The following is an 18,822-nucleotide window of genomic DNA, read 5'->3' as shown; positions in this document are numbered from 1 at the left end:
TGAGAGGGGAGCCGGTCAGTTGACGAACTCCATGTCGGGGTAGTGCGCGGACGGCCCGTCCAGCAGCTTCCCGGGGCCGCCGCGCAGCCAGTGGTCGAAGTAGGCGGCGAGGTAGGCCTCGTTGGTGCGGATCGCGGTCCGCGGGTCGATGGTGCCGATGTCGTCGGCGCGGTCGGCGGGGGTCAGGCCCAGTTGCGGGATCAGCGCCTCCGCGTCGGTGAACGAGGCGTGCTCGGCGCCGCGCAGCTTCAACTCGCGTGACCAGCCGGGGGTGTTGGCGCGGAAGGCCTGCCAGCCCGGGCCGGTGTCGATGGTGCCGAGGTCCTTGCCGAGGAGCAGGAACGGCCGGTCCAGGCCGTGCCGGGCCACCGGCATCAGCGAGTTGTCGAAGTTGGTCAGATTGCCGTCCATGTCGACGCCGGCGCGGATCCGGTGGTCGGCGTCCATGGCGACGGCGGCGGCGCTGCCGCCCAGCGAGTGACCGAACATGCCCACCGCGGACAGGTCCAGCGCACCTGCCAGGCCGGCGGGCAGCGGTTGCCCGTCGGCGTCCGGGTCCCGGCCGCTGTCGAGTACGGCGAGTTGGTCCAGCACGAAGCTGGTGTCAGTGGCGCGCACGGCCAGCGCCTTGCGCAGGAAGGCGTCCGGATCGCCCGGCGGGACCATGGTGGCCAGCGAGCCGTTGGGGAACTGCACCTCGGGCGCCTCGTAGGTGCTGTCGACGGTGACCACCACGTAGCCGCGGCTGGCGAGGTCGGCGACCAGGGTGGTGCCCCAGGTCCGCGGCTCGCCGAGGCCGGGAGAGTAGATCAGGACCGGGTGCCCGCCCTGCCGGTCGGCGACCGGTACGCCCTGCAGCACGTGCGTCGCGGTACCGCCCCAGTCCTGGCCGGCGGGCACGTGCAGCCCGAGGTAGTCGTCGGCGGTCACCTGGTCGAAGTGCGCGGCTGCGGCGGGCAGCATGTAGGGGGCGGGCCGGCCGGTCGGGCGGCTCGCGGGGTAGAAGACGCTGACCATCAGCTCGCGCTGCTGCTGCGCGGGCTGCCACGGGTCGGCACGCGTGTGGTCGACCAGGTGCAGAGCGACCTCCCCGACGGGGTGGCGGCCGGTGGGGGCCGGCAGGTGCAGTCGGCCGCCGTGCCGCGCGGCCGCAGCCGGCGAGGGTGGGGACGACGGCTGGGAGGCCGCGGAGGGCGCTGCGGCGCTCGCCGGCCCGACGGCGGTCACCGCACCGAGTGCGAGGACGGCGCCGGCGGTGGCCAGACGAAGGACGGTGGAACGGCGGCGGGAGGTGGAAGGGCCGCAGCTGGGCTTCGGTCGATGCGTCGTCATGATCCCTATGCTCCAAGCCGATCCACCCGTTGACCATCAGGAACGTCCCCCATCTGCGCCTCGGGGGGTTCCCTAGGGACCGCGCGGCCGCTCGCGTCCAGCGGGGCTCTGCTGTGCTGACCGCGGAGAACGATCTGCCGCCGTCTGGCCGCAGGCAACGCTGCTGCCCACGAACCCGACCTCGCGCGGGCACTGTCGAATCTCGGCGCCTACCACGCGATGCTGGGACACGGAGCGGAGGCGGTGGCCGCGGAGCAGGAGGCGCTGTCCGTCCGGCGGCGCCTGGCGCGGGCCGACCCCACTGCGTTCGCGGCCGACCTCGCGACGTCCGTGGGCAACCTGGGCTTCTATCAGGCGGGCATGGGACGCTACGAGGAGGCCCTGGCCGCCACCGAGCAGGCGGTCACTTCCTACCGTCGGTTGGTAGCGGGCGACCGCGCCGCGTACGAGCCCGAACTCGCGCGCTGCCTCTCCCTCTCCGCTTCCGTTCGAGGCCGCCGGCCGCAGGGTCTGCAAGGCGCGCTACGGGAGCTGGAGGAGGCCATCGCGATCTACCGCCGCCTGGCCGCCGAGCTGCCGGAGGCCTTCGAGGGTCAGTTGCGGCGGTGCCTGCGGATGGAGGCAGTGGTACTCGACGGGCTCGGCCGCCATCAGCAGGCAACTGCGATCCGCCGCGCGCTCAGCGGTGACTCCGACCGCTGAGCGCTTGGCTAGTACGCGTGGTGGACCTGCCAGAACGACCAGGCGTCACACGGACTGCCGTAGGTGGTGTTCATGTAGCCCAGGCCCCACTTGATCTGGGTCGCGGGGTTGGTCTGCCAGTCCGATCCGACCGAGGCCATCTTGGAACCGGGCAGCGCCTGCACCAGGCCGTACGCGCCGGAGGAGGGGTTGCGGGCGGTGATGTTCCAGCCGCTCTCGCGCGTGACGATGTTGCTGAAGCACTGGAACTGGGTGCTGTCCATCATCCCGGCCGCGATCGACTGCGGCGAGCCCCCGGCGTACGAGCCGACGGGCGGCGCGGAGTCCGTGGCGGCGAGCTGCGACTTGGCCGCGGCGCGGGCGGCAGCCTGCTGTGCGGCGGCGGCGTCGGCCTTGGCCTGCGCATCGGCGTTGGCCTTGGCCTGCGCGTCGGCGGCGGCCTTCAGCCGGGCGGTCTCCTGCGCGGCCTTCTGTGCGGCGAGGTCGGCCGACTGCTGCTGAGCCGAGGACTGGACAGCGAAGTTGTCGCTGATGGTCTGTGCCTGGGCGGCTGACGGCACGTCCGCGAGGAGGGTGGCTCCCGCGACGTCGACCGACTGGGGCGTAGCGCCCTCGCTGCTCGACGCCACACCCACGACGGCACCGACGGCGGTGACAGCGGTGGCAGAGGCCACAGCAACTCCCCGGACCGAGATCCGAGTCACATGGTTTCCTTCCAGCGTCGACCCCGCGTGACCGTGAGGACGCAACATGCCCTGTTCACTGGCCTCCACCTGCGCTGGTCACGGGAGGCACTGGCCCGCTGCCCGAGTGCCGGACGAGCCGGTGCGGGCAAGGAGTTCGGGCGGCGTACGGACCATCGGTATTCAGTTGACGCCCAACATGCGGGCCGTACGCGGGGCCTGACAGAAGTTTCACCATGCCGCAACCGAACATGGGTACGCAATTCCCGGCTACGTGGCGAAGCTCACATCAACCCCCGCAGGGGAGATCGGCTCTTCGTCGGACTGAACCGGTTCGATCTGCCGACGATCCGCCCGACTCCAGCTGAAGGCCGGGACCCATAGGGATCGTTCGCATGCGCTATGTCGTGCGGTGTGGCCGGATGCCCCCCGGTATCCCGGTCATCGGGGCGGCGATCGGGGAGCACCCGGAGCGCGTGAGGGTGATGTGTGCGGAGAGCGGATTCCCTTGACAACATTGCCCCAGGGGCGTGCCGGTAGGGTCCCCTACCTATGGACGCGAGCGCGGGAAACGAGATGGTCGCTGTCCCGCCGGGGCAGGTGGCGCTGTCGGACCGGCGGACGCAGCGCAGCTGGTCGGTCGAGCTTGCGCCGTACGAACTCGCAGCGTTCCCGGTCACTCAGGCGTTGTACGAACAGATCACCCAGCAGCGGCCGAGCACCGCCCAGGGGGACCGGTTGCCGGTCGAGGGCGTTTCCTGGTGGGACTCGGTCCGGTTCTGCAATGCCCTGTCCCGACGCGACGGGTTCGCTCCCGCCTACCGACTCCATGCCGACGGCGAAGGCATCGAGTGGGACGTGTCCGCGGACGGCTACCGGCTGCCGACCGAGGCGGAGTGGGAGCACGCCTGCCGTGCCGGCACCGCGGGACCGCACTACGGGCCGCTTGACGAGATCGCCTGGTACCGCGGCAACTCGCACGGTCGGATCCACGACGTGGGTGGCAAGCGGCCCAACCCGTGGGGCCTCTACGACATGATCGGCAACGTCTGGAACTGGTGCTGGGACGTCTACGACGCCGAGGTCTACGGCGCCTACCGGGTGCTGCGTGGCGGCGGCTGGTTCGACGAGCACTGGAGCTGCCGGGCCTCCGCGCGACGCCGCAGCCACCCCAGCTTCCAGGTCGACGACGTGGGCTTCCGCGTCGCGCGTTCCACCCTGCGCTGACCCGTGCCGACTTGGTCGGATGAGACACAGGGCCACTCCGCGCGATGCCCGCGGCGCACCTCTGGACGGTCGGCTGTGCCCTGACCGGTGTCGAGCCGACGTCCGCCTCTTGCTGCCGTGAGTGAGGCTCTTGACCCTCACGTGGCGTCAGGCTGCATAGTCGGTGCCGTGGAGGACTACTGGACCGTGGGACGCGTGGCCGAGTTGGCCGGAGTGAGCGTCCGCACGCTGCATCACTATGACCAGATCAAGCTCGTTCGGCCGTCGGCGCGGACCGTGGCCGGGTACCGCGCCTATTCGGCGGGCGACGTGGAGCGGCTGCGGGAGGTGCTGGCCTATCGGCGGTTGGGCTTCGGGCTGCGGGAGGTCGCGGAACTGGTCGGCGACCCGTTCACCGACGCGGTCGCGCACCTGCGCCGGCTGCGGGGCCTGCTGCTGGAGCAGCGTGATCGCGCCGATGCCATGGTCGCGGGCATTGACAGGGAACTTGAGGCACGAGCGAAGGGACTGAAGGTGACACCGGAAGAACAACTGGAGATGCTCGGTGCACGGCTGTACGACGCGATCGGCGGGGCCTACACCGCGACGCGGCGTACCGAGCCGCGGATCGCCGCGCAGATCTGGGACGCGCTCGGGGACGCGCAGACGGTGCTGAACGTCGGGGCCGGCACCGGCTCCTACGAGCCTGCTGATCGCGACGTCACCGCGGTGGAGCCATCGGCGGTCATGCGCGGACAGCGGCCCCCGGGCTCGGCGCCATGCGTGGCCGCCGCCGCGGAGAGCCTGCCGTTCGAGGACCACTCCTTCGACGTCGCGATGGCCGTCTCCACCGTGCACCACTGGGGGGACCCGATAGCGGGGTTGCGCGAGATGCGGCGCGTGGCCCGCCGCGTGGTGGTGCTCACGTTCGACACCGACGAGCCCGGATGGCAGGACCGGTTCTGGCTCACCCGCGACTACCTGCCCGAGTTCGCCGCCGTCCTCGCAGAATTTCCCTCGCTTGCCGGGATGGTCGACGCGATCGGCGCCCGCGCCGAGCCGGTGCCCATCCCGTGGGACTGCGCTGACGGCCTGTTCGAGGCGTACTGGCGCCGACCGGGGGCGTATCTGGAGGATCACGTGCGCCGTGCGATGTCGGTGTGGACGAGGGTCGGGCCGCAGACCGAGCAGCGGGCGGTACAAAGCCTCAGCGACGACCTCGACTCCGGCCGGTGGGCCGAGCGCAACAGCGACCTCGCCGCCCTCGGCGCGGCAGATCTCGGCCTTCGCCTGCTCATAGCCTGAACCATCGCCTCCGACAAGGCTTTTGCACGTGCCGCCGTGCGGGTGATGAGATGGCACGGTGGCCAACCATGATGAGGCGGCAGCTGTCCGACCGTTGACACTGGCTTGGGTGAGCCGGCACCTGGAGGTCGGCGAACGGATCGTCGGAATCGAGGCGCTGCACGGCGGCATCACTGCCGACATGCGCAGGCTGACCATCGGCACGCGGGACGGCGGTACCCGTGACCTGGTGCTGCGGACCTTCGTCGACCCGTTCCGTCTGGAGCACGCCGAGGAGTGGCTGAACCGGGAGGCCGGCGCCCTGACCCTGCTTGCAGGGACCGGCGTGCCGGCTCCCGGACTCGTCGCGGTTGATCCGACCGCCGCGCATTGCGAGTATCCGTCGCTCCTCATGACACATCTGGCGGGCCGGACGGTCCTCGACGATGAGGGATTGGAGACGCGCGTACCTCTGCTGGCCCGTCAACTCGTGGCGATCCACGCGCTGCGACCCTCCGAGCAGCCCCGGCCCCGGGAGTATGTGGCGTTGACGACCGCCGACACCGTTGTGACGCCCAAGGGCGCCGACGCGGCGGCATGGGCCGCGGCGATCGACGTGATCCGCAGGCCCGCGCCGCCCTATGAAGGGCGATTCCTGCACCGGGACTTCCAGCCCGGCAACGTGCTGTTCGACGTGCCGCCCTCAACTCCGGCCGGTGCCCGGATCACCGGCGTCGTCGACTGGGCAGCGGCCTCCTGGGGCCCGGCGGATCTCGATGTCGCGCACTGCTCCACCAATCTCGCGCTGCTGCACGGACCGGCGTGGGGCCTGCGGTTCGCCGAGGCGTACGAGAAGGCCGGCGGGGTGCTGGCCGCGGCCGCGAGCGAGCGACTGTACTGGCGGGTGCGGGACGGGCTGGCGTGCTCAGAAGAAGTGCGGCAGGTGGCGCGGCCATGGCGGGAGGCAGGGAGAACTGAGCTGACGACGCGAGCCGTGGAGGAGCGGCTGGATGCCTATGTCACCGCCCTGATGGACACGCTGGGCTGAGCCGAGTCCGGCGGCTGCTATCGCCTCTTCCCACCCGGAGCCGGCCCGTGCGCGACGGCGGTGTTGACGTCGTCGCGCTGCGGGCGCCGGGCCTGCTCCGCCGGACGGGTGAACCGTGGGTCCGCTCGGCCGTCGTGTCCCCGGTGCTGCCCGCCGCGGAACGCGGCGCGGAGGATCGTGGCTGGCATGCAACGACCGAATATCCTCCGTACCTGCGCCCTGGTGGTCGGCGCGCTGCTGATCGCGGGCGCGTTCCTGACCGCGTTCTGGATCACTCCGACCTACGTGGCCCGGCTGCCTGACAACGTCGACGCGCAGCGCCCGCTGGCCGGCACGTTCAAGACGCTGCTCGACGGCCAGGCGCTGGCCCAGGGCAGTCTGGCGACCGCGCTCAAGCATGACGTCCCGCTCGCCATCGACCGGCAGGTCAAGGTGCTGAAGACCTCGGGGAACACCGCGCTGGTCAGCGACGCGCGGACGACCAGCGCGGCGGGCACCACGGTCGAGCAGACCACCTGGCAGTACGCGGTGGACCGCCGCAACCTGGAGCCCTCGACGCACCACCCGAGCAACTGGTCGGTGGTCGACGCTTCCGGCCTGACGATCAGCTTCCCGTTCGGCGCCAAGAAGCAGGCCTACACCGGCTGGGTGCCGGAGACGGCGACCACCGCCCCAGTGACCTACACGCGCTCGGAGCAGCGGTCCGGCCTGCAGACCTACGTGTACCAGGCGAACACCGCCCCCACCCGGATCACCGACAAGCAGGTGCTGGCCGGTCTGCCCAAGGCACTGCCGCAGAGCGAGCTGAAGCTGCTCGTCCAGTTCGGCCCGCTGACACCCGATCAGCAGCAGAAACTGACGGCGCTGCTCCCCACACTCGGCGATCCGGCCCCGCTCTCGTACACCCTGCAGGGCAGCGACACCTTCTGGGTGGAGCCGGAGACCGGTGCGGTGCTCGACGTCCAGCGCTCCCAGCAGCGCGTGGCCGCGGTCACCGCCCCCGACGGCTCCCTCGTCCCGCTGCTCCCGGTCATCGACGTCGACTACCGGCAGACCCCGAAGGCCGTGTCCGACGCCGTGAGCGACGCGAAGGACGGGCGCGACTCGATCCAGCTGGTCGGCACAACACTCCCGATCATTGCCGGCATCCTCGGCGCGCTGCTGGTCCTCGGCGCACTGCTGATCCCCCGTCGCCGCCGCCCGGCGCGTGCGCCGGGGGAAGACCTCTCGCCTCAGGAGTAACCGTCGATCAGCAGAAGCCCTTCGAACCGTCGCCCGGCGTCGTCGTCCAGCCCGTGAGCCGCAGCGATCTCGTTTGAGACGGCGCACTGCTGCGAGAGTTCTCCAGCAGCTGCGCCGGCGGGACGCCCGCCACCGTCCTGGTCGCCGCAGGGCGCGGCATCCAGACCACCTGCTCCGTCGGACACCGCCAGCCCGCGCCCTGGTCACCGCCAATGGTGCTGACGCTGCCGTCCGAGTTGATGCCAGTGACGATAGAGACGTGATCGGCGTAGCCGTTGCCGTTGTAGTTGAAGACCGCGGCGTCGCCGACGTGCGGGGTTCCCTGCAGCCCGCCGTTGTACTGACCGAAGCTTCCTGCGCCGTTGGTAAGCCCGTTGACGTTGACACCGTCCTGGTTCCAGACCCACTTGGCGAAGTCTGCGCACTACTTCTCGTTGGCGCTTGTGTAGTAGCCAACGCCGCCGGCACTGTTCACGCTGCTTGGGCCATCGGCGAGGTTGGCCGCGGCGATGGCACTGATGCTGCTGCCCACGCTGGCCGAGGCGGTCTGAGCTCCGAGCGTGAGGGAGACGGGCAGGACGGCGAGCGCGATAGCGACCGAGACAGCCGTCCGGCTCCTGCGATGGGACACGATGGTGCTCCTATGATCGGTGATGAGGCGGCTCGCACGATGCGAGCCGAGGAGTGATCGCCGGGACCGAGGTGCAACGGTCCGGTAGGCGTTCTGAGACATGCGTGGTCGGCCATGCGGATGCGTCGTCATGGCATGGCGAAGGGCTGCGACAGAGCGCGGGCCGAGCCCGCGGGATTGGGAGTCGCTCGCAGGCTCGCGCCGTCCGGCGTGCCGCGATGGTCGCCGGAGTCCTGGCAGCGCTGCGGGCGGGCGAGCAAGCGGGCGGGATGAGCAGGGTCGGTGCCGGCTAGGTGCGGCTGCCGCAAAAGTGCCTGCCGATTCGCCTGCGGATGGCACGTCTCGCGGGGGTCGCCGTTGTCGTGGTCCGGGCCCAACTGCCGGGGTGTTGACTGGGCCGAAATTGAGGACGTTCAACTCCGTTCTTCACCGGATTACCTCCAAGGAAGCCCTGGCCTTCGGGCCAGGGAGGAATTGGATTGCCTGCGTAGCAGGGCGAGTTGCGGCGTTTCGCCGCCAGGCGGACCGCAGTGCGGTGGGGTGCGGACGTGGTTTTGCGCTGGCCCGTTTGGGTCTACTAGTGTCTTCGGCGTGAAGATCGTGGCACAGGTGAAGCTGCTGCCTAGGTCCGCGTACGACGCGGATGCGATGGCGGCGACGCTGCGCGCCTGCAACCGGGGCGCGCGCCTCGCCTCGGAGATCGCGTTCCGGACCGGGAAGGTCCGGCGCAACGACCTGCAGGATGAGGTGTACTACCGGCTGAAGGCCGAGTTCGACCTCGGTGCGCAGGCGGCGGTCCGTACCGTCAAGAAGGTGTGCGACGCGTACGCGACGCTCGCGGGGAACATCCGCAGCGGCCGGCTGGCGGGCAAGGCCCGGCGCAAAGCGGAGTCCAAGCCGATCGGCTTTCGCGAGGACGCGGCGCAGCCGTTCGACGACCGGATGCTGACGTGGAACCTGGACGATCGGACCGTGTCCATCTGGACGGTCGCCGGGCGGATCAAGGGCATCCCGTTCGTGTGCTCGCCGCAGGCGTTGGAGCTCCTCGCCTCGCGTAAGGGCGAGTCGGATCTGGTGCTGCGGGACGGCCAGTGGTTCGTGTACGCCACCGTCGAGCTGCTTGAGCCCCCGGTGTTCGAGCCGACCGGTTGGATCGGCGTGGACCTGGGGATCGTCAACATCGCGACCACCAGCGACGGTCGGATCATGTCCGGGCGCCGGGTGGACCGGTACCGCAAGCGGATGCGCGCCACCGTCGCCAACCTGCAGGCCAAGCGCACCAAATCCGCCAAACGCCGACTGAAGGCGCTGCGCCGGCGCGAGTCCCGCTTCGCCACCGACACCAATCACTGCGTCTCCAAGACCATCGTCACGACCGCAGGGGGCACCTCCCGGCCGAAGGCTGGGGGAGGCTCCCGCAACATCGCCCACCGGGCCGACGCTGTGTGGCAGCGGGGCAGAGTCAACAGCCCCCAGCACCGTCAGGCGACACGCCTAGCGGTGCAGGACGCAGGCGACCTGCGGCAGCCAGCCGTGAGTACGGCTTGCCCGCGAGAGCCTGGGGCAAACCCTGTCCAGTAGGCAGATCGGCGAGCGGGGGCGCGAGGCCCGTGACGGTCAGGCAGCGGTCAGCAGCGGGTCAGGGCTGTACCGGATAGTCGGTGGCGCAGGGACGGACCGCGGCGAGCGGGCGGTCGGTTCCGGGGAGAGGTGCCCGGAGTGGTTGATCGGGGGCCGGGGTTCTGGTCCCGGTCGGGTCCTTGAGGCCCACGCAGGTTCGAATCCTGCCTTCTCCGCCCACGTGTGACCCATCGTCTGCCCCAGCCCGCACCTCCGCTTCGCATGGCCAGAGCACAGCAGTGTCGATCCGCAGATGACGAGGCATCGCCGGGTGAGCTGATCGCCCTCCTGATGGAGGGCGACCTGTTGGTGCGAAGGAACCGCAGCGGCTTCCCCCTGTCCGCCTCAGCGATGACAGGGACTCGACCTGGTGAGCCCCTGCCCCCTGCGACACCGTGGCTGTTCCGGAGGATCAGGCCGACGAGGTGCAGATGCTACGGGTCAGTCGACGGCGGTAGTGATGTACGCGGCGACGCCGGTCCGGCGCGCGGCCTCCAGGGAGCACACGAGGTCGTACTGCGAGGTCGGTACGATTCGCTGCCACTCCGCGATGCTCTTCACCGCGTAGTCGGTGTGCTCCCTCGGGTCCAGGGCGATCGCCTCGATCTCGGCGTCCGTCATCACCCCGCCGTCGAAGATGTAACCGAAGCGGGTGGGGAACTCCGCAGTAGGCAGACGGAAGACGGCGGCCAGGAGCTTCGGATCACCGGTGAGGATGCGACCGGTCTCCTCCATCGTCTCCCGGATCGCGGCCTCCCACGGCAGTTCATCGGCGTCGATCATGCCGCCCGCGAGCAGCTGCCAGCGCTTGTGGCGCGACTTGAGCATGATCGGGCGCCCGGCGGTGTCGGTGGTGTAGGTGCACGCCCACCCAAAAGCGCACGGGTAGCCCTCGTACAGCCAGTCGTGCTCAGGGTTGCGGATCACTGCTTTCCTTCCTTCGCCTTCGCCTTCGCGCTCCAAGCCGCTGTGTAGTCGGACAGCACCGATGCTGCGTCCGGGGTCGTTGCCCGCAGCGCGCCCATCGCAGCCGTGATGACGTCGCACAGTTCACCCTGGAACTGCTCCATGGAGTGGCTGTGTCCCTTGCGGGGATTGGCGCCGAGAACGCCCAGAAGCGCCTGCGCCGCCTCGCCGGCCTCCTCCTGGACCTTGAGCATCATCATCGGCAGCAGGGGCTGACCGGTGGCCTCGCAGTGTGCGGCGAATTCACGGTGGACGCGGTCGATCTCGGCCCACACCCGCGGCTTGCCGACCCGCAGGTGCCCCTCCAGCTGCCGGATGTAGTCCTTGATGTGCGGGGGCACCTTCATGCCCTGCACCTCGGCCAGGGGGACGAACCGCAGCTCCTGTCCCTCCCCGCACACCAGCTCTTGCGGGTCGCCGTCCCAGATCGCGTGGAAGTACCGTTCCGCGACGGTGTCGTGGTCGCCGTACGGCACCACGTCCAGTGGCAGCAGCCCCGGCACGTCGATCCCGGCCTCTTCCAGCAGCTCGCGCCGGGCGGTCTCGTACGGGCTCTCACCGGGCTCCCGCCCCCCGCCGGGGGTGTGCCAGTAGCCGGGCCAGCAGATGCCTTCGATGTCGTCCCGCAGCTGGAGCAGGATCTCGCCCCGGCCGTTGGTGATCATGGTGTCGGCGCTGGTGAAGTCGGTGGTCATGTGGTCGGACCCTTCTCGTCGAGGGGTTCCGGACGCTACCGGCCGGGGCAGGCGCCGGCACCGGATTCCAAGAGAACGCGCTCGAACGAGCGACAGCCCCAGCCGGAGCCGGAGCCCGAGCCCCCGCCGGAGCCCGGGCCCCTGCTGGGGGGCGGCGGCCGGATCTCTGCGGACCCTCTCGCCGTCCGAGGCGCGGGCTGGTAGGACGGGGGTCATGACCGATCACCGCGCCGCTGCCCCTGCCCCTGCCCCCGCCGCCCCCGCCCGTACCCGCTACGACGCGGTCGTCGTCGGAGGTGGGCACAACGGACTCGTCGGCGCCGCCTACCTGGCGCGGGCCGGACGCAGCGTGCTGCTGCTGGAACGGCTCGGGCACACCGGTGGCGCGGCCGTCTCCGCCCGGGCGTTCACCGGCGTGGACGCCCGGCTGTCGCGGTACTCCTACCTGGTCAGCCTGCTGCCCCGGAAGATCATGGCCGAGCTGGGGCTCGGGGTGGAGCTGCGCCGGCGCCGGATCTCCTCCTACACGCCCACCCTGCGCGACGGCCGGCCGACCGGACTGCTGGTCGACAACGGCGACGAAGCGGCCACCGCTGCCGCCTTCCGTCAGCTGACCGGCTCGGACCGGGAGTTCGACGCCTGGCGGGAGTTCTACGGACGCACCGCCGGCGTGGCCGAAGCGGTCTTCCCGACCCTGACCGAGCCACTGCCCACCCGAACCGAGCTGCGCCGGCGGGTTGGTGACGACGCGACCTGGGAGGCCCTGTTCGAACGTCCGCTCGGCGAGGCGGTCGAGGCCGCCTTCGCGGACGACCTGGTGCGGGGCGTGGTGCTGACCGACGCCCTGATCGGGACCTTCACCCACGCCCATGACCCCTCGCTGCGCCAGAACCGCTGCTTCCTCTACCACGTCATCGGCAACGGCACCGGCGACTGGGACGTTCCGGTCGGCGGGATGGGCGCGCTCACCGACGCCCTGGCCGCGACCGCGCGGGCATCAGGCGTCGAGATCCTGACGGAGTGTGAGGTGACGTCCATTCAGTCGGACGGGGTCCGCGCCGAAGTGGTGTTCCAGAGCGTGGGCGGGACGGAGCACACCGTCGCCGCCGACCAGATCCTGTGCAACGCCGCACCGACCACCCTGGCCCGGCTGCTCGGCGACGCACCGTCCGGACCGGCGCCGGAGGGCTCGCAGCTCAAGGTGAACATGCTGCTCACCCGGCTGCCCCGGCTCCGCGACCGTACGGTCGACCCGCGTTCCGCCTTCGCGGGGACCTTCCATATCGCGGAGTCCTACCGGGAGTTGGAGACCGCCTATCGGGAGGCGGCGAACGGTTCGGTGCCCTCGGTCGCACCCTCGGAGATCTACTGCCACTCGCTCACCGATCCGTCGATCCTCGGCCCCGAGTTGCGCGAGCAGGGGTACCAGACCCTGACCCTCTTCGGACTCCACCTGCCGGCCCGGCTGTTCGCCGGCTCGGACCACGACGCGGTGCGGGCCACGGCGCTCGCCGCCGTCGTCGCCCAGCTCGACGGCGTCCTGGACGAGCCGCTGGCGGACTGCCTGGCACTGGACGCCGAGGGTCGGCCCTGCATCGAGGCCCGCAGCCCACTCGACCTGGAGCAGGACCTGGGCCTGCCCGGCGGCAACATCTTCCACCGCGACCTGGCCTTCCCCTTCGCCGAGGAGGCTGCGGCGGACGACGGCCCGGGCGCGCGCTGGGGCGTGGCCACCACCCGCGCCAACGTCCTGCTCTGCGGCGCGGGAGCGGTGCGCGGCGGCGGCGTCAGCGGCATCCCCGGACACAACGCCGCGATGGCAGCGCTCGGCCGGTGATGCGGCCCGAACAGCCTCGCTACCATGCGCGTTGTGAATCCTCAGCAGCTGATGGCAGAACAGATAACCCTTCGTGATGCCCCGGCCGTCGTGGCGGGCTCGTCGCTGGCGGGTGTGCGCACGACGGCCGCCCAGGGGCCGGACACGGTGACAGACGACTCGTGCTTCCGGATCGCGTCGCTGACGAAGGTCTTCACCGCCACGGCGCTGCTCCGCACGCTGCGGGACAAGCGCGTCCCACTGGCCACCCCCGTCGTCGAACTGCTGCCCGGCCTCGCGGCCGACTGGCGGGCCGACAAAGGCCTGACCGTCGAACAGATCCTGGGGCAGGTCTCCGGTCTGCGTGAATCGGTGGACGCGGCGACGGTGGCGGCTCTCGGGGACGGCGACGAAGCGCTCCTGGAGGCCGCCCGGCTGGTGGTCCGCGCCGGGAACGAGCGGGAGCCCGGCCGGCGGTGGTCCTACTACAACGGCAACTACTTCCTGGCCGGCGCGGTCCTGGCAGCCGTGGGCGGCACGACGTACGAGAGCGCGTTGGGCCGAGAGCTGCTCGCCCCCTGGGACCTCGCGCGGACGGGTTTCGAGACCCCGGCGGTGGCCGTCGCCGGGTGGGACGGCACGACCGAAGTCCCGCTGAGCGGGTACCCGCGCACCCGTCGGCCCAGCGGCGGCCTGTGGTCCTCGGTCTCGGAGCTGCTTGCCGTCGGCGAGAGCCTGCTCGCCGACCGGGCCCTGCTGGACGAGATCCGCCGTCCGCGCACCCGGTCCGACGACCCCATGGCCTACGGGCTCGGCTGGGCCCTTGGACCGTCGGGCCAGATGTATCTCAACGGGCGACTGCCGGGCTACCGGGCCGCCATCGTCCTCGTCCCGGACCGGGACTACGTGAGCGTGGCCCTCGCCGCCCAGGAGCACGCCCTCCCCGCCCTGGCGCGACTGCTCAGCGACATGCAGCATCCCCTGACCGGGGACGACATCGCCGAGGAGGTCGACGGCTTCGCCGCCTGACACCTCGGCGGAGCGAGCGCGGTGGCAGGAGCCGGCGCACCAGCGTCCGGCCGTGCCCTCCCGCGCCGCCGTTCGTTGATCCGGCCGAGCGCCTCCACCGGGGCGCGGCACGCCGCCGCCCGCGCCCCCCGGACGGTGCTGACAGGAGCAGCCTGGTCCCGCCATCACAGCGCGCAGGCCGGCCGGTGCTCAGCAGGCCGGCTGCCGGGGGCGTCCCGGTACCCACAGTGGCGCGGGGCCGTCGAGCGGCATGGACCGGGCCGCGTGCTCCTCGAGCCGCTCGCCCGCCTGGCCCGGATCCTGGTCGCTGAGCTCGACCAGGGCGGCGGCGGCCAGTCGGGCGCAGGCCAGCATCAGGGCGAGGGTGTCCTGGCGGCGGTGCCGCTCACGGATGTACGCCTCACACCTGTCGTCGATGCGCCGGCCGTGGCTGCACCCGCCTTCCGCGGTGAGAGCCTGGACGCCGTGCCAGACCAGGGTGAGGGCCGTGGACTCGGCCGGGTGTGCCACGTGTGCCCGGTGGGCCTGCTCGCCGACTTCGGCCGACCGCACGCCCAGCCATTCCAGCGCGGCCGGACCGTCCCCGCCGCGGACCTGCAGGAGCAGCTCTGCGGCCCGGTGAACGAGTGACCGCAGGACGGGCTCGGCCGGCACCCGCAGGCCCGGCGCCGACAGCTCACCGAACGCCAGCCACGCGTGCGCGAACGAAGCCGCGCGGATCCGCCACGCCGCCGCCCCCGCCGCTCCGTCCAGCCACTCCTGCACACTCAGCCGAACCAGGCCTGCGGCGGCGAGCTGCACCGCGTCCTCGTCCAGCGCGAGCAGCCGTCCACTCCTCAGCACATCGCACCCCCACCAACGACCCATGACCGTGAGCGCACATCTCACCACATCGGGACGTGGGCGAACCAGAGGGGGCCTGCGACGTTGGCGCCCGCGGACCGCGTGATCATGCGATCCGTGCCCCGGCTATCAGGCCACCCCGAGCGCCTGGAGCCGGCGCCGCCCGCGGCCACGCAGTAACGCACAACAAATCTCCCTCGACCTCGACGGCCACCACGTCGACCGCCGCAAGACAAGGCAACAGCACACTCACATCGATGTCACACAGTCACAGCGTCCACCCGGCTCCGGCAACCTGCCAGGACCAAACGTCCCGACGCTACGAAAATCTTGTCAGAGCCATATAGAGAATGCATGGAGCTTCCGGCTTCAATCGGTCGTGGTCGCCCATTCCGGGGCAGCTGACCCGACTAGTCCAAGGAGATGGAAGATGAGCAGCGCGACGAAGAAAGCTGCAGCACTGGCCATGGCAGTCGCCGGCGGACTCCTACTCGCGGTTGTGCCAGCAGCCGCACACGCCAGTACCAGCACCAGCCTCCGCCCCGCTTATGCCAGTAATTGCTCGAATGGCGCTGTGGACATTCACCGCTACGACGGCACCGACGAGTGCTTCCCCAGTCTCACGGGGTCTCACGATATGTACACGACTAACGTGCAGTGGGTCAACAGCGGAAACAACTGGATAGCTTTTACGTGGGCGAACGGCCAATGCGCTGGTGGGTCCGCACCTTTTTACGCACCGGGGATGCCGCCCGGGTCGACATGGGCCGCAGGCGAGCCATTCTGCATCGGCAGGCTCGATATCAACACGTGACAAAGACCGCCCCGCGCTGAGCTCCGGGAACCAGAGATCCAGCTGCCCCCTGACAAAGGGGGCAGCTGTTCGCGTCGGGCTGCGAAGCCCCGGCTCCGGCTCGTGGGCCGGGGATGACGCTGTCGGGGGCGCCGCGCGAGGTTCCCTCGCAGCGCCTTACCACGGTGTCCGCGAAGGACTTCGCGAGGCGGGCGCAGGCGCTGGCCGGTGTCCCTGTCCAGGCACGGTGACCGGTCGGCCGAGTCGCCCCGGGCTCCCGTCTCCACAGAGCGGTGCAAGCCGGCCTGAAACCGAGCGCGGCACCCAGCGAGCATGGTCGGGTACCGTGCTCGATCCGAGCACGGGGGTGGCGCTCAGGCGGAGCTGCGCACGTGGGCTTCGTCGCTGACCTGAAATCGGCCGGAGCCGTTGGTCGAGGTCAGCGCGGGGTGAGGAGGCAGAACTCGTTGCCTTCCGGGTCGGCCAGAACTGTCCAGGAGATTGCGGACTGGTCGATACCGGGGTCGGTGGCGCCCAGGGCGCGCAGTCGGGCTTCCTCTGCTGCCAGGTCGTCACCGGGGTAGGGGCGGACGTCGAGGTGGACGCGGTTCCACCCGCGCTTGGTGTCGGGGGTGCGGACGAACTCCAGGTAGGGGCCGACGCCTTGGGCGGAGCGCATGCCCGCGTAGTCGTCGGTGACCTCGTGCAGCGTCCAGTCCATCGCCTCGCCCCAGAACCGGGCCATCGCTCGTGGGTCGGTGCAGTCGACCACCACCGCGGCGATCGGCCCGGTGTCCTGGTAGATCGGACGGGGCTCCAGGACGCAGAACTCGTTGCCCTCCGGGTCGGCCATGACCGTCCAGGGGACATCGCCCTGACCCACGTCGGCGAGCGTCGCGCCGAGATCCTTCAGGCGCGCGACCAGCTCCGCCTGATGGGCGGTCGAGGTGGTGGCCAGATCAAGGTGCACCCGGTTCTTCACCGTTTTTGGTTCCGGCCGGGTGACGATGTCGATGCAGACGGCCGCGGGGTCGGGGTAGGCGAAGCCCACGGGTTCGAGGTTGGTCACACCGGGCCCCTCGCTGTCGACGCCCCAACCGAGTGCCTGCGCCCAGAACCGGCCGAGCACGGAGTCGTCCTGAGCCTTCATATTGATCTGCACGAGTCTTGTTGCCATACCCCAGATCCTAGAAGCTGCTGCCGCCGACTCGGGCCGTCCCGACCGGACATGTGCCCGACCACGTACGGAGCTTGGCGATCAGCTCGGCCCGCCATCGACACACGCCCGCGGGGACGACTTCACCGCGTTCGCCTCCAGCGCGGCCCGCCTCGGGGTCAAGAGCCGCCAGGGTCGTTAGCATCGTGTCCGCTCCACTGCCGTCCGGCCGCGACCGGGGGAAGACAGGTACGCGTGTGATCGCGCTGCTGGTCAGCATGGGGACCCTGTTCGTCTGGGCCGTGGTGGCCGGCCGACTGACCCGCTGGAGCATCACCGCGCCCGTCGCGATGACCGCCGCGGGCGTGGCCCTGACCGTCGGGCCGCACCCCCTGGTACGGATCAGCCTGACCACCTCCGACGCCGAACACGCCGTCGAGATCATCCTCGCGGTGCTGCTGTTCGTCGACGCCACCGAGGTGCCGGCTGGTGTCGTCCGGCGCCAGCGCGGGCTGCTGGCCCGACTGCTGGTGATCGCCCTGCCGCTGACCCTGGCCGCCGGGGTGCTGACGGGACGTCTGCTGTTCCCGGACGTCGACTGGTGGCTGGCCGCGCTCTTCGCCGCGGTGACCGTGCCCGTCGACCTCGCCCCGGCCGACCAGCTGATCCGCGACGCCCGGCTGCCGTCCTGGCTGCGCGGCGTGCTCACCGTCGAGGGCGGGGTGAACGACGGCGTCGTCGCGCCGGTCTTCCTGCTCTGCCTGGCGGGCGCCGAGGCGCACGGCGGCGTCCCCGAGCCCGCCTCCGACTCGCTGGGGGAGGCGCTCGGCATGCTGATGTGGGCGGTGATCGCGGGCGTCCTGGTCGGCAAGCCCGGCGGCTGGCTGCTGCGGCGCGCCTGGCGGTCGGGCTGGACCCGCCCCGCCGCGGCCCGGCTCGGGATCCTCGCGCTGCCGTTGATGGCGTACGCGCTGGCGCTGGAACTCGACGGCAACGGCTTCGTCGCCGCGTTCGTGGCGGGCCTGTGCTTCACCCCGTACTCGCGGGCGCTACCGCCCAAGACCCTGCACCTGGTGGAGGACACCGGGGCGCTGCTCGCCCTGGCCCTCTGGTTCGTCTTCGGACAGCTCGTCACCCAGGCGTTCACCGGCGACTTCGACGGCCGGGTGGTCGCCTACGCCGCCCTGTCGCTGACCGTGGTGCGAATCCTCCCGGTCCTGCTCAGCCTGACGGGCAGCGGCCTGGCCCCCGCCGACCGGCTGCTGCTGGCCTGGCTGGGGCCGCGCGGTCCGGCGTCCATCGTCTTCGGCCTGCTCGCCTTCATCGCGCTCGCGCCCCTCGAACCGCACGCCGCCGACCTGGTCGGCCAGGTGATGACGATGACCGTGCTGATGAGTCTGGTCCTGCACGGCCTGACGTACGGGCCGCTGGCCGCGCGCTACGCCGCCGCGAGCGAGCGGGCCGGCCGCGGGCCCGGCTCGGACCCACCGGCGGACCCACCCGCCGACCAGCCGCCCGACCAGCCGCCCGACCGCCCTTCCCCACCGGCGGCGTCGGCCGTCGCCGTCGCTGGTCCGTCTGCCCGCCGGGCGACGGCCTGACGACCGCTCACCCGCACCGTCCCTGGCGCTTGCCTGGCGGTTGCCGGGCTGTGTCACAGGTCGGTGACACAGCCGTCCGAGCTAGATTTGAACCTGTTCAAAATGGTCTTGATTGACCTAGAGTCACGGTGGTCGCGCGCGCCGCTTCGGCGCTTGACGACGGACTTCGCCATGC

18 protein-coding genes, 1 tRNA gene and 1 pseudogene are annotated in these 18,822 nt (G+C 71.0%); 11 read left to right on the top strand and 9 right to left on the bottom strand.

The annotated features are described in order from the left end of the window. Positions 1-15: 15 nt before the first annotated feature. Positions 16-1,332, bottom strand: a complete 1,317-nt coding sequence (locus tag P3T34_RS01755) for a Tat pathway signal protein (RefSeq protein ID WP_280664165.1) — start codon at positions 1,330-1,332, stop codon at positions 16-18. A 132-nt stretch (positions 1,333-1,464) separates the two neighbouring features. Here P3T34_RS01755 and P3T34_RS01750 point away from each other — a divergent pair, with 132 nt between their 5' ends. After that, the gene (locus tag P3T34_RS01750; protein WP_348534747.1) at positions 1,465-2,034 is read left to right on the top strand and encodes a tetratricopeptide repeat protein; all 570 of its coding nucleotides are present in this window, start codon (positions 1,465-1,467) and stop codon (positions 2,032-2,034) included. 8 nt (positions 2,035-2,042) lie between these two features. On the opposite strand, the gene P3T34_RS01745 is transcribed toward P3T34_RS01750, so the two are convergent. Continuing rightward, positions 2,043-2,738, bottom strand: a complete 696-nt coding sequence (locus P3T34_RS01745) for a lytic transglycosylase domain-containing protein (protein ID WP_280664164.1) — start codon at positions 2,736-2,738, stop codon at positions 2,043-2,045. A gap of 531 nt (positions 2,739-3,269) precedes the next feature. On the opposite strand from P3T34_RS01745, the gene P3T34_RS01740 reads away from it, so the two are divergent. From P3T34_RS01740 to P3T34_RS01730, 3 genes are all read left to right on the top strand, one after another. Then, on the top strand, positions 3,270-3,944 hold the full coding sequence (locus tag P3T34_RS01740; RefSeq protein WP_280664163.1) for an SUMF1/EgtB/PvdO family nonheme iron enzyme: 675 nt from the start codon (positions 3,270-3,272) through the stop codon (positions 3,942-3,944). Positions 3,945-4,130: 186 nt separating this feature from the next. Continuing rightward, positions 4,131-5,228, top strand: a complete 1,098-nt coding sequence (locus P3T34_RS01735; RefSeq protein ID WP_280671768.1) for a MerR family transcriptional regulator — start codon at positions 4,131-4,133, stop codon at positions 5,226-5,228. 58 nt (positions 5,229-5,286) lie between these two features. Continuing rightward, positions 5,287-6,255, top strand: a complete 969-nt coding sequence (locus tag P3T34_RS01730) for an aminoglycoside phosphotransferase family protein (RefSeq protein ID WP_280664162.1) — start codon at positions 5,287-5,289, stop codon at positions 6,253-6,255. Between the two features lie 17 nt (positions 6,256-6,272). On the opposite strand, the gene P3T34_RS01725 is transcribed toward P3T34_RS01730, so the two are convergent. Beyond that, positions 6,273-6,443 carry a hypothetical protein gene (locus P3T34_RS01725; protein WP_280664161.1) on the bottom strand — a complete coding sequence of 57 codons (171 nt, stop codon included), beginning with the start codon at positions 6,441-6,443 and terminating at the stop codon, positions 6,273-6,275. Between P3T34_RS01725 and P3T34_RS01720 the strand changes: the two genes are divergently transcribed. Beyond that, a complete protein-coding gene (locus P3T34_RS01720) occupies positions 6,442-7,497 on the top strand; it encodes a porin PorA family protein (RefSeq protein ID WP_280664160.1) in 1,056 nt (351 codons plus the stop codon). The two genes, P3T34_RS01725 and P3T34_RS01720, sit on opposite strands and share 2 nt — an antisense overlap. A 7-nt stretch (positions 7,498-7,504) precedes the next feature. On the opposite strand, the pseudogene P3T34_RS01715 reads toward P3T34_RS01720, so the two are convergent. After that, positions 7,505-7,909, bottom strand: a pseudogene (locus P3T34_RS01715) (CHAP domain-containing protein); the annotation flags it as partial. A gap of 12 nt (positions 7,910-7,921) precedes the next feature. Then, complete coding sequence (locus P3T34_RS01710) at positions 7,922-8,128, bottom strand: hypothetical protein (protein ID WP_280664159.1); 207 nt, start codon at positions 8,126-8,128, stop codon at positions 7,922-7,924. 591 nt (positions 8,129-8,719) lie between these two features. Here P3T34_RS01710 and P3T34_RS01705 point away from each other — a divergent pair. Both P3T34_RS01705 and P3T34_RS01700 read left to right on the top strand, forming a co-directional pair. After that, entirely contained in the window at positions 8,720-9,709 is a 990-nt protein-coding gene (locus P3T34_RS01705) for a transposase (protein ID WP_280664158.1), read from the top strand. Between the two features lie 123 nt (positions 9,710-9,832). Continuing rightward, positions 9,833-9,924 (top strand) — tRNA-Gln (locus tag P3T34_RS01700). 265 nt (positions 9,925-10,189) lie between these two features. On the opposite strand, the gene P3T34_RS01695 is transcribed toward P3T34_RS01700, so the two are convergent. Together P3T34_RS01695 and P3T34_RS01690 are read right to left on the bottom strand one after the other, a co-directional pair. Then, the gene (locus P3T34_RS01695; protein ID WP_280664157.1) at positions 10,190-10,675 is read right to left on the bottom strand and encodes an NUDIX hydrolase; all 486 of its coding nucleotides are present in this window, start codon (positions 10,673-10,675) and stop codon (positions 10,190-10,192) included. Then, positions 10,672-11,409 carry an NUDIX domain-containing protein gene (locus tag P3T34_RS01690; protein WP_280664156.1) on the bottom strand — a complete coding sequence of 246 codons (738 nt, stop codon included), beginning with the start codon at positions 11,407-11,409 and terminating at the stop codon, positions 10,672-10,674. The genes P3T34_RS01695 and P3T34_RS01690 overlap by 4 nt, the downstream gene beginning before the upstream one ends. 214 nt (positions 11,410-11,623) lie before the next feature. Here P3T34_RS01690 and P3T34_RS01685 point away from each other — a divergent pair, with 214 nt between their 5' ends. Then, positions 11,624-13,246: an NAD(P)/FAD-dependent oxidoreductase gene (locus tag P3T34_RS01685; protein WP_280664155.1), complete on the top strand. Its 1,623-nt coding sequence runs from the start codon at positions 11,624-11,626 to the stop codon at positions 13,244-13,246. Between the two features lie 51 nt (positions 13,247-13,297). Then, the gene (locus P3T34_RS01680) at positions 13,298-14,254 is read left to right on the top strand and encodes a serine hydrolase domain-containing protein (RefSeq protein WP_280664154.1); all 957 of its coding nucleotides are present in this window, start codon (positions 13,298-13,300) and stop codon (positions 14,252-14,254) included. 189 nt (positions 14,255-14,443) lie between these two features. Here P3T34_RS01680 and P3T34_RS01675 read toward each other — a convergent pair whose 3' ends face one another. After that, positions 14,444-15,097, bottom strand: a complete 654-nt coding sequence (locus P3T34_RS01675) for a hypothetical protein (RefSeq protein WP_280664153.1) — start codon at positions 15,095-15,097, stop codon at positions 14,444-14,446. A 430-nt stretch (positions 15,098-15,527) separates the two neighbouring features. Here P3T34_RS01675 and P3T34_RS01670 point away from each other — a divergent pair, with 430 nt between their 5' ends. Continuing rightward, complete coding sequence (locus P3T34_RS01670) at positions 15,528-15,911, top strand: beta/gamma crystallin domain-containing protein (RefSeq protein ID WP_280664152.1); 384 nt, start codon at positions 15,528-15,530, stop codon at positions 15,909-15,911. A gap of 418 nt (positions 15,912-16,329) precedes the next feature. On the opposite strand, the gene P3T34_RS01665 is transcribed toward P3T34_RS01670, so the two are convergent. After that, entirely contained in the window at positions 16,330-17,067 is a 738-nt protein-coding gene (locus P3T34_RS01665; RefSeq protein WP_280664151.1) for a VOC family protein, read from the bottom strand. A gap of 236 nt (positions 17,068-17,303) precedes the next feature. On the opposite strand from P3T34_RS01665, the gene P3T34_RS01660 reads away from it, so the two are divergent. Next, positions 17,304-18,647, top strand: a complete 1,344-nt coding sequence (locus tag P3T34_RS01660) for a cation:proton antiporter (RefSeq protein WP_280664150.1) — start codon at positions 17,304-17,306, stop codon at positions 18,645-18,647. Positions 18,648-18,822 lie beyond the last annotated feature (175 nt).

This window comes from Kitasatospora sp. MAP12-44 (assembly GCF_029892095.1).
GTDB lineage: Bacteria > Actinomycetota > Actinomycetes > Streptomycetales > Streptomycetaceae > Kitasatospora.
Note: the sequence above shows the minus strand (reverse complement) of the source record. Positions and strands in the feature narration are given on the sequence as shown.

Coding starts and splice junctions, on each gene's coding strand:
- P3T34_RS01665 (WP_280664151.1), bottom strand. CDS start 17,067: ATGGCAACAAGACTCGTGCAGATCAATATGAAGGCTCAGGACGACTCC.
- P3T34_RS01725 (WP_280664161.1), bottom strand. CDS start 6,443: ATGCCAGCCACGATCCTCCGCGCCGCGTTCCGCGGCGGGCAGCACCGG.
- P3T34_RS01690 (WP_280664156.1), bottom strand. CDS start 11,409: ATGACCACCGACTTCACCAGCGCCGACACCATGATCACCAACGGCCGG.
- P3T34_RS01680 (WP_280664154.1), top strand. CDS start 13,298: ATGGCAGAACAGATAACCCTTCGTGATGCCCCGGCCGTCGTGGCGGGC.
- P3T34_RS01755 (WP_280664165.1), bottom strand. CDS start 1,332: ATGACGACGCATCGACCGAAGCCCAGCTGCGGCCCTTCCACCTCCCGC.
- P3T34_RS01720 (WP_280664160.1), top strand. CDS start 6,442: ATGCAACGACCGAATATCCTCCGTACCTGCGCCCTGGTGGTCGGCGCG.
- P3T34_RS01670 (WP_280664152.1), top strand. CDS start 15,528: ATGAGCAGCGCGACGAAGAAAGCTGCAGCACTGGCCATGGCAGTCGCC.
- P3T34_RS01740 (WP_280664163.1), top strand. CDS start 3,270: ATGGACGCGAGCGCGGGAAACGAGATGGTCGCTGTCCCGCCGGGGCAG.
- P3T34_RS01685 (WP_280664155.1), top strand. CDS start 11,624: ATGACCGATCACCGCGCCGCTGCCCCTGCCCCTGCCCCCGCCGCCCCC.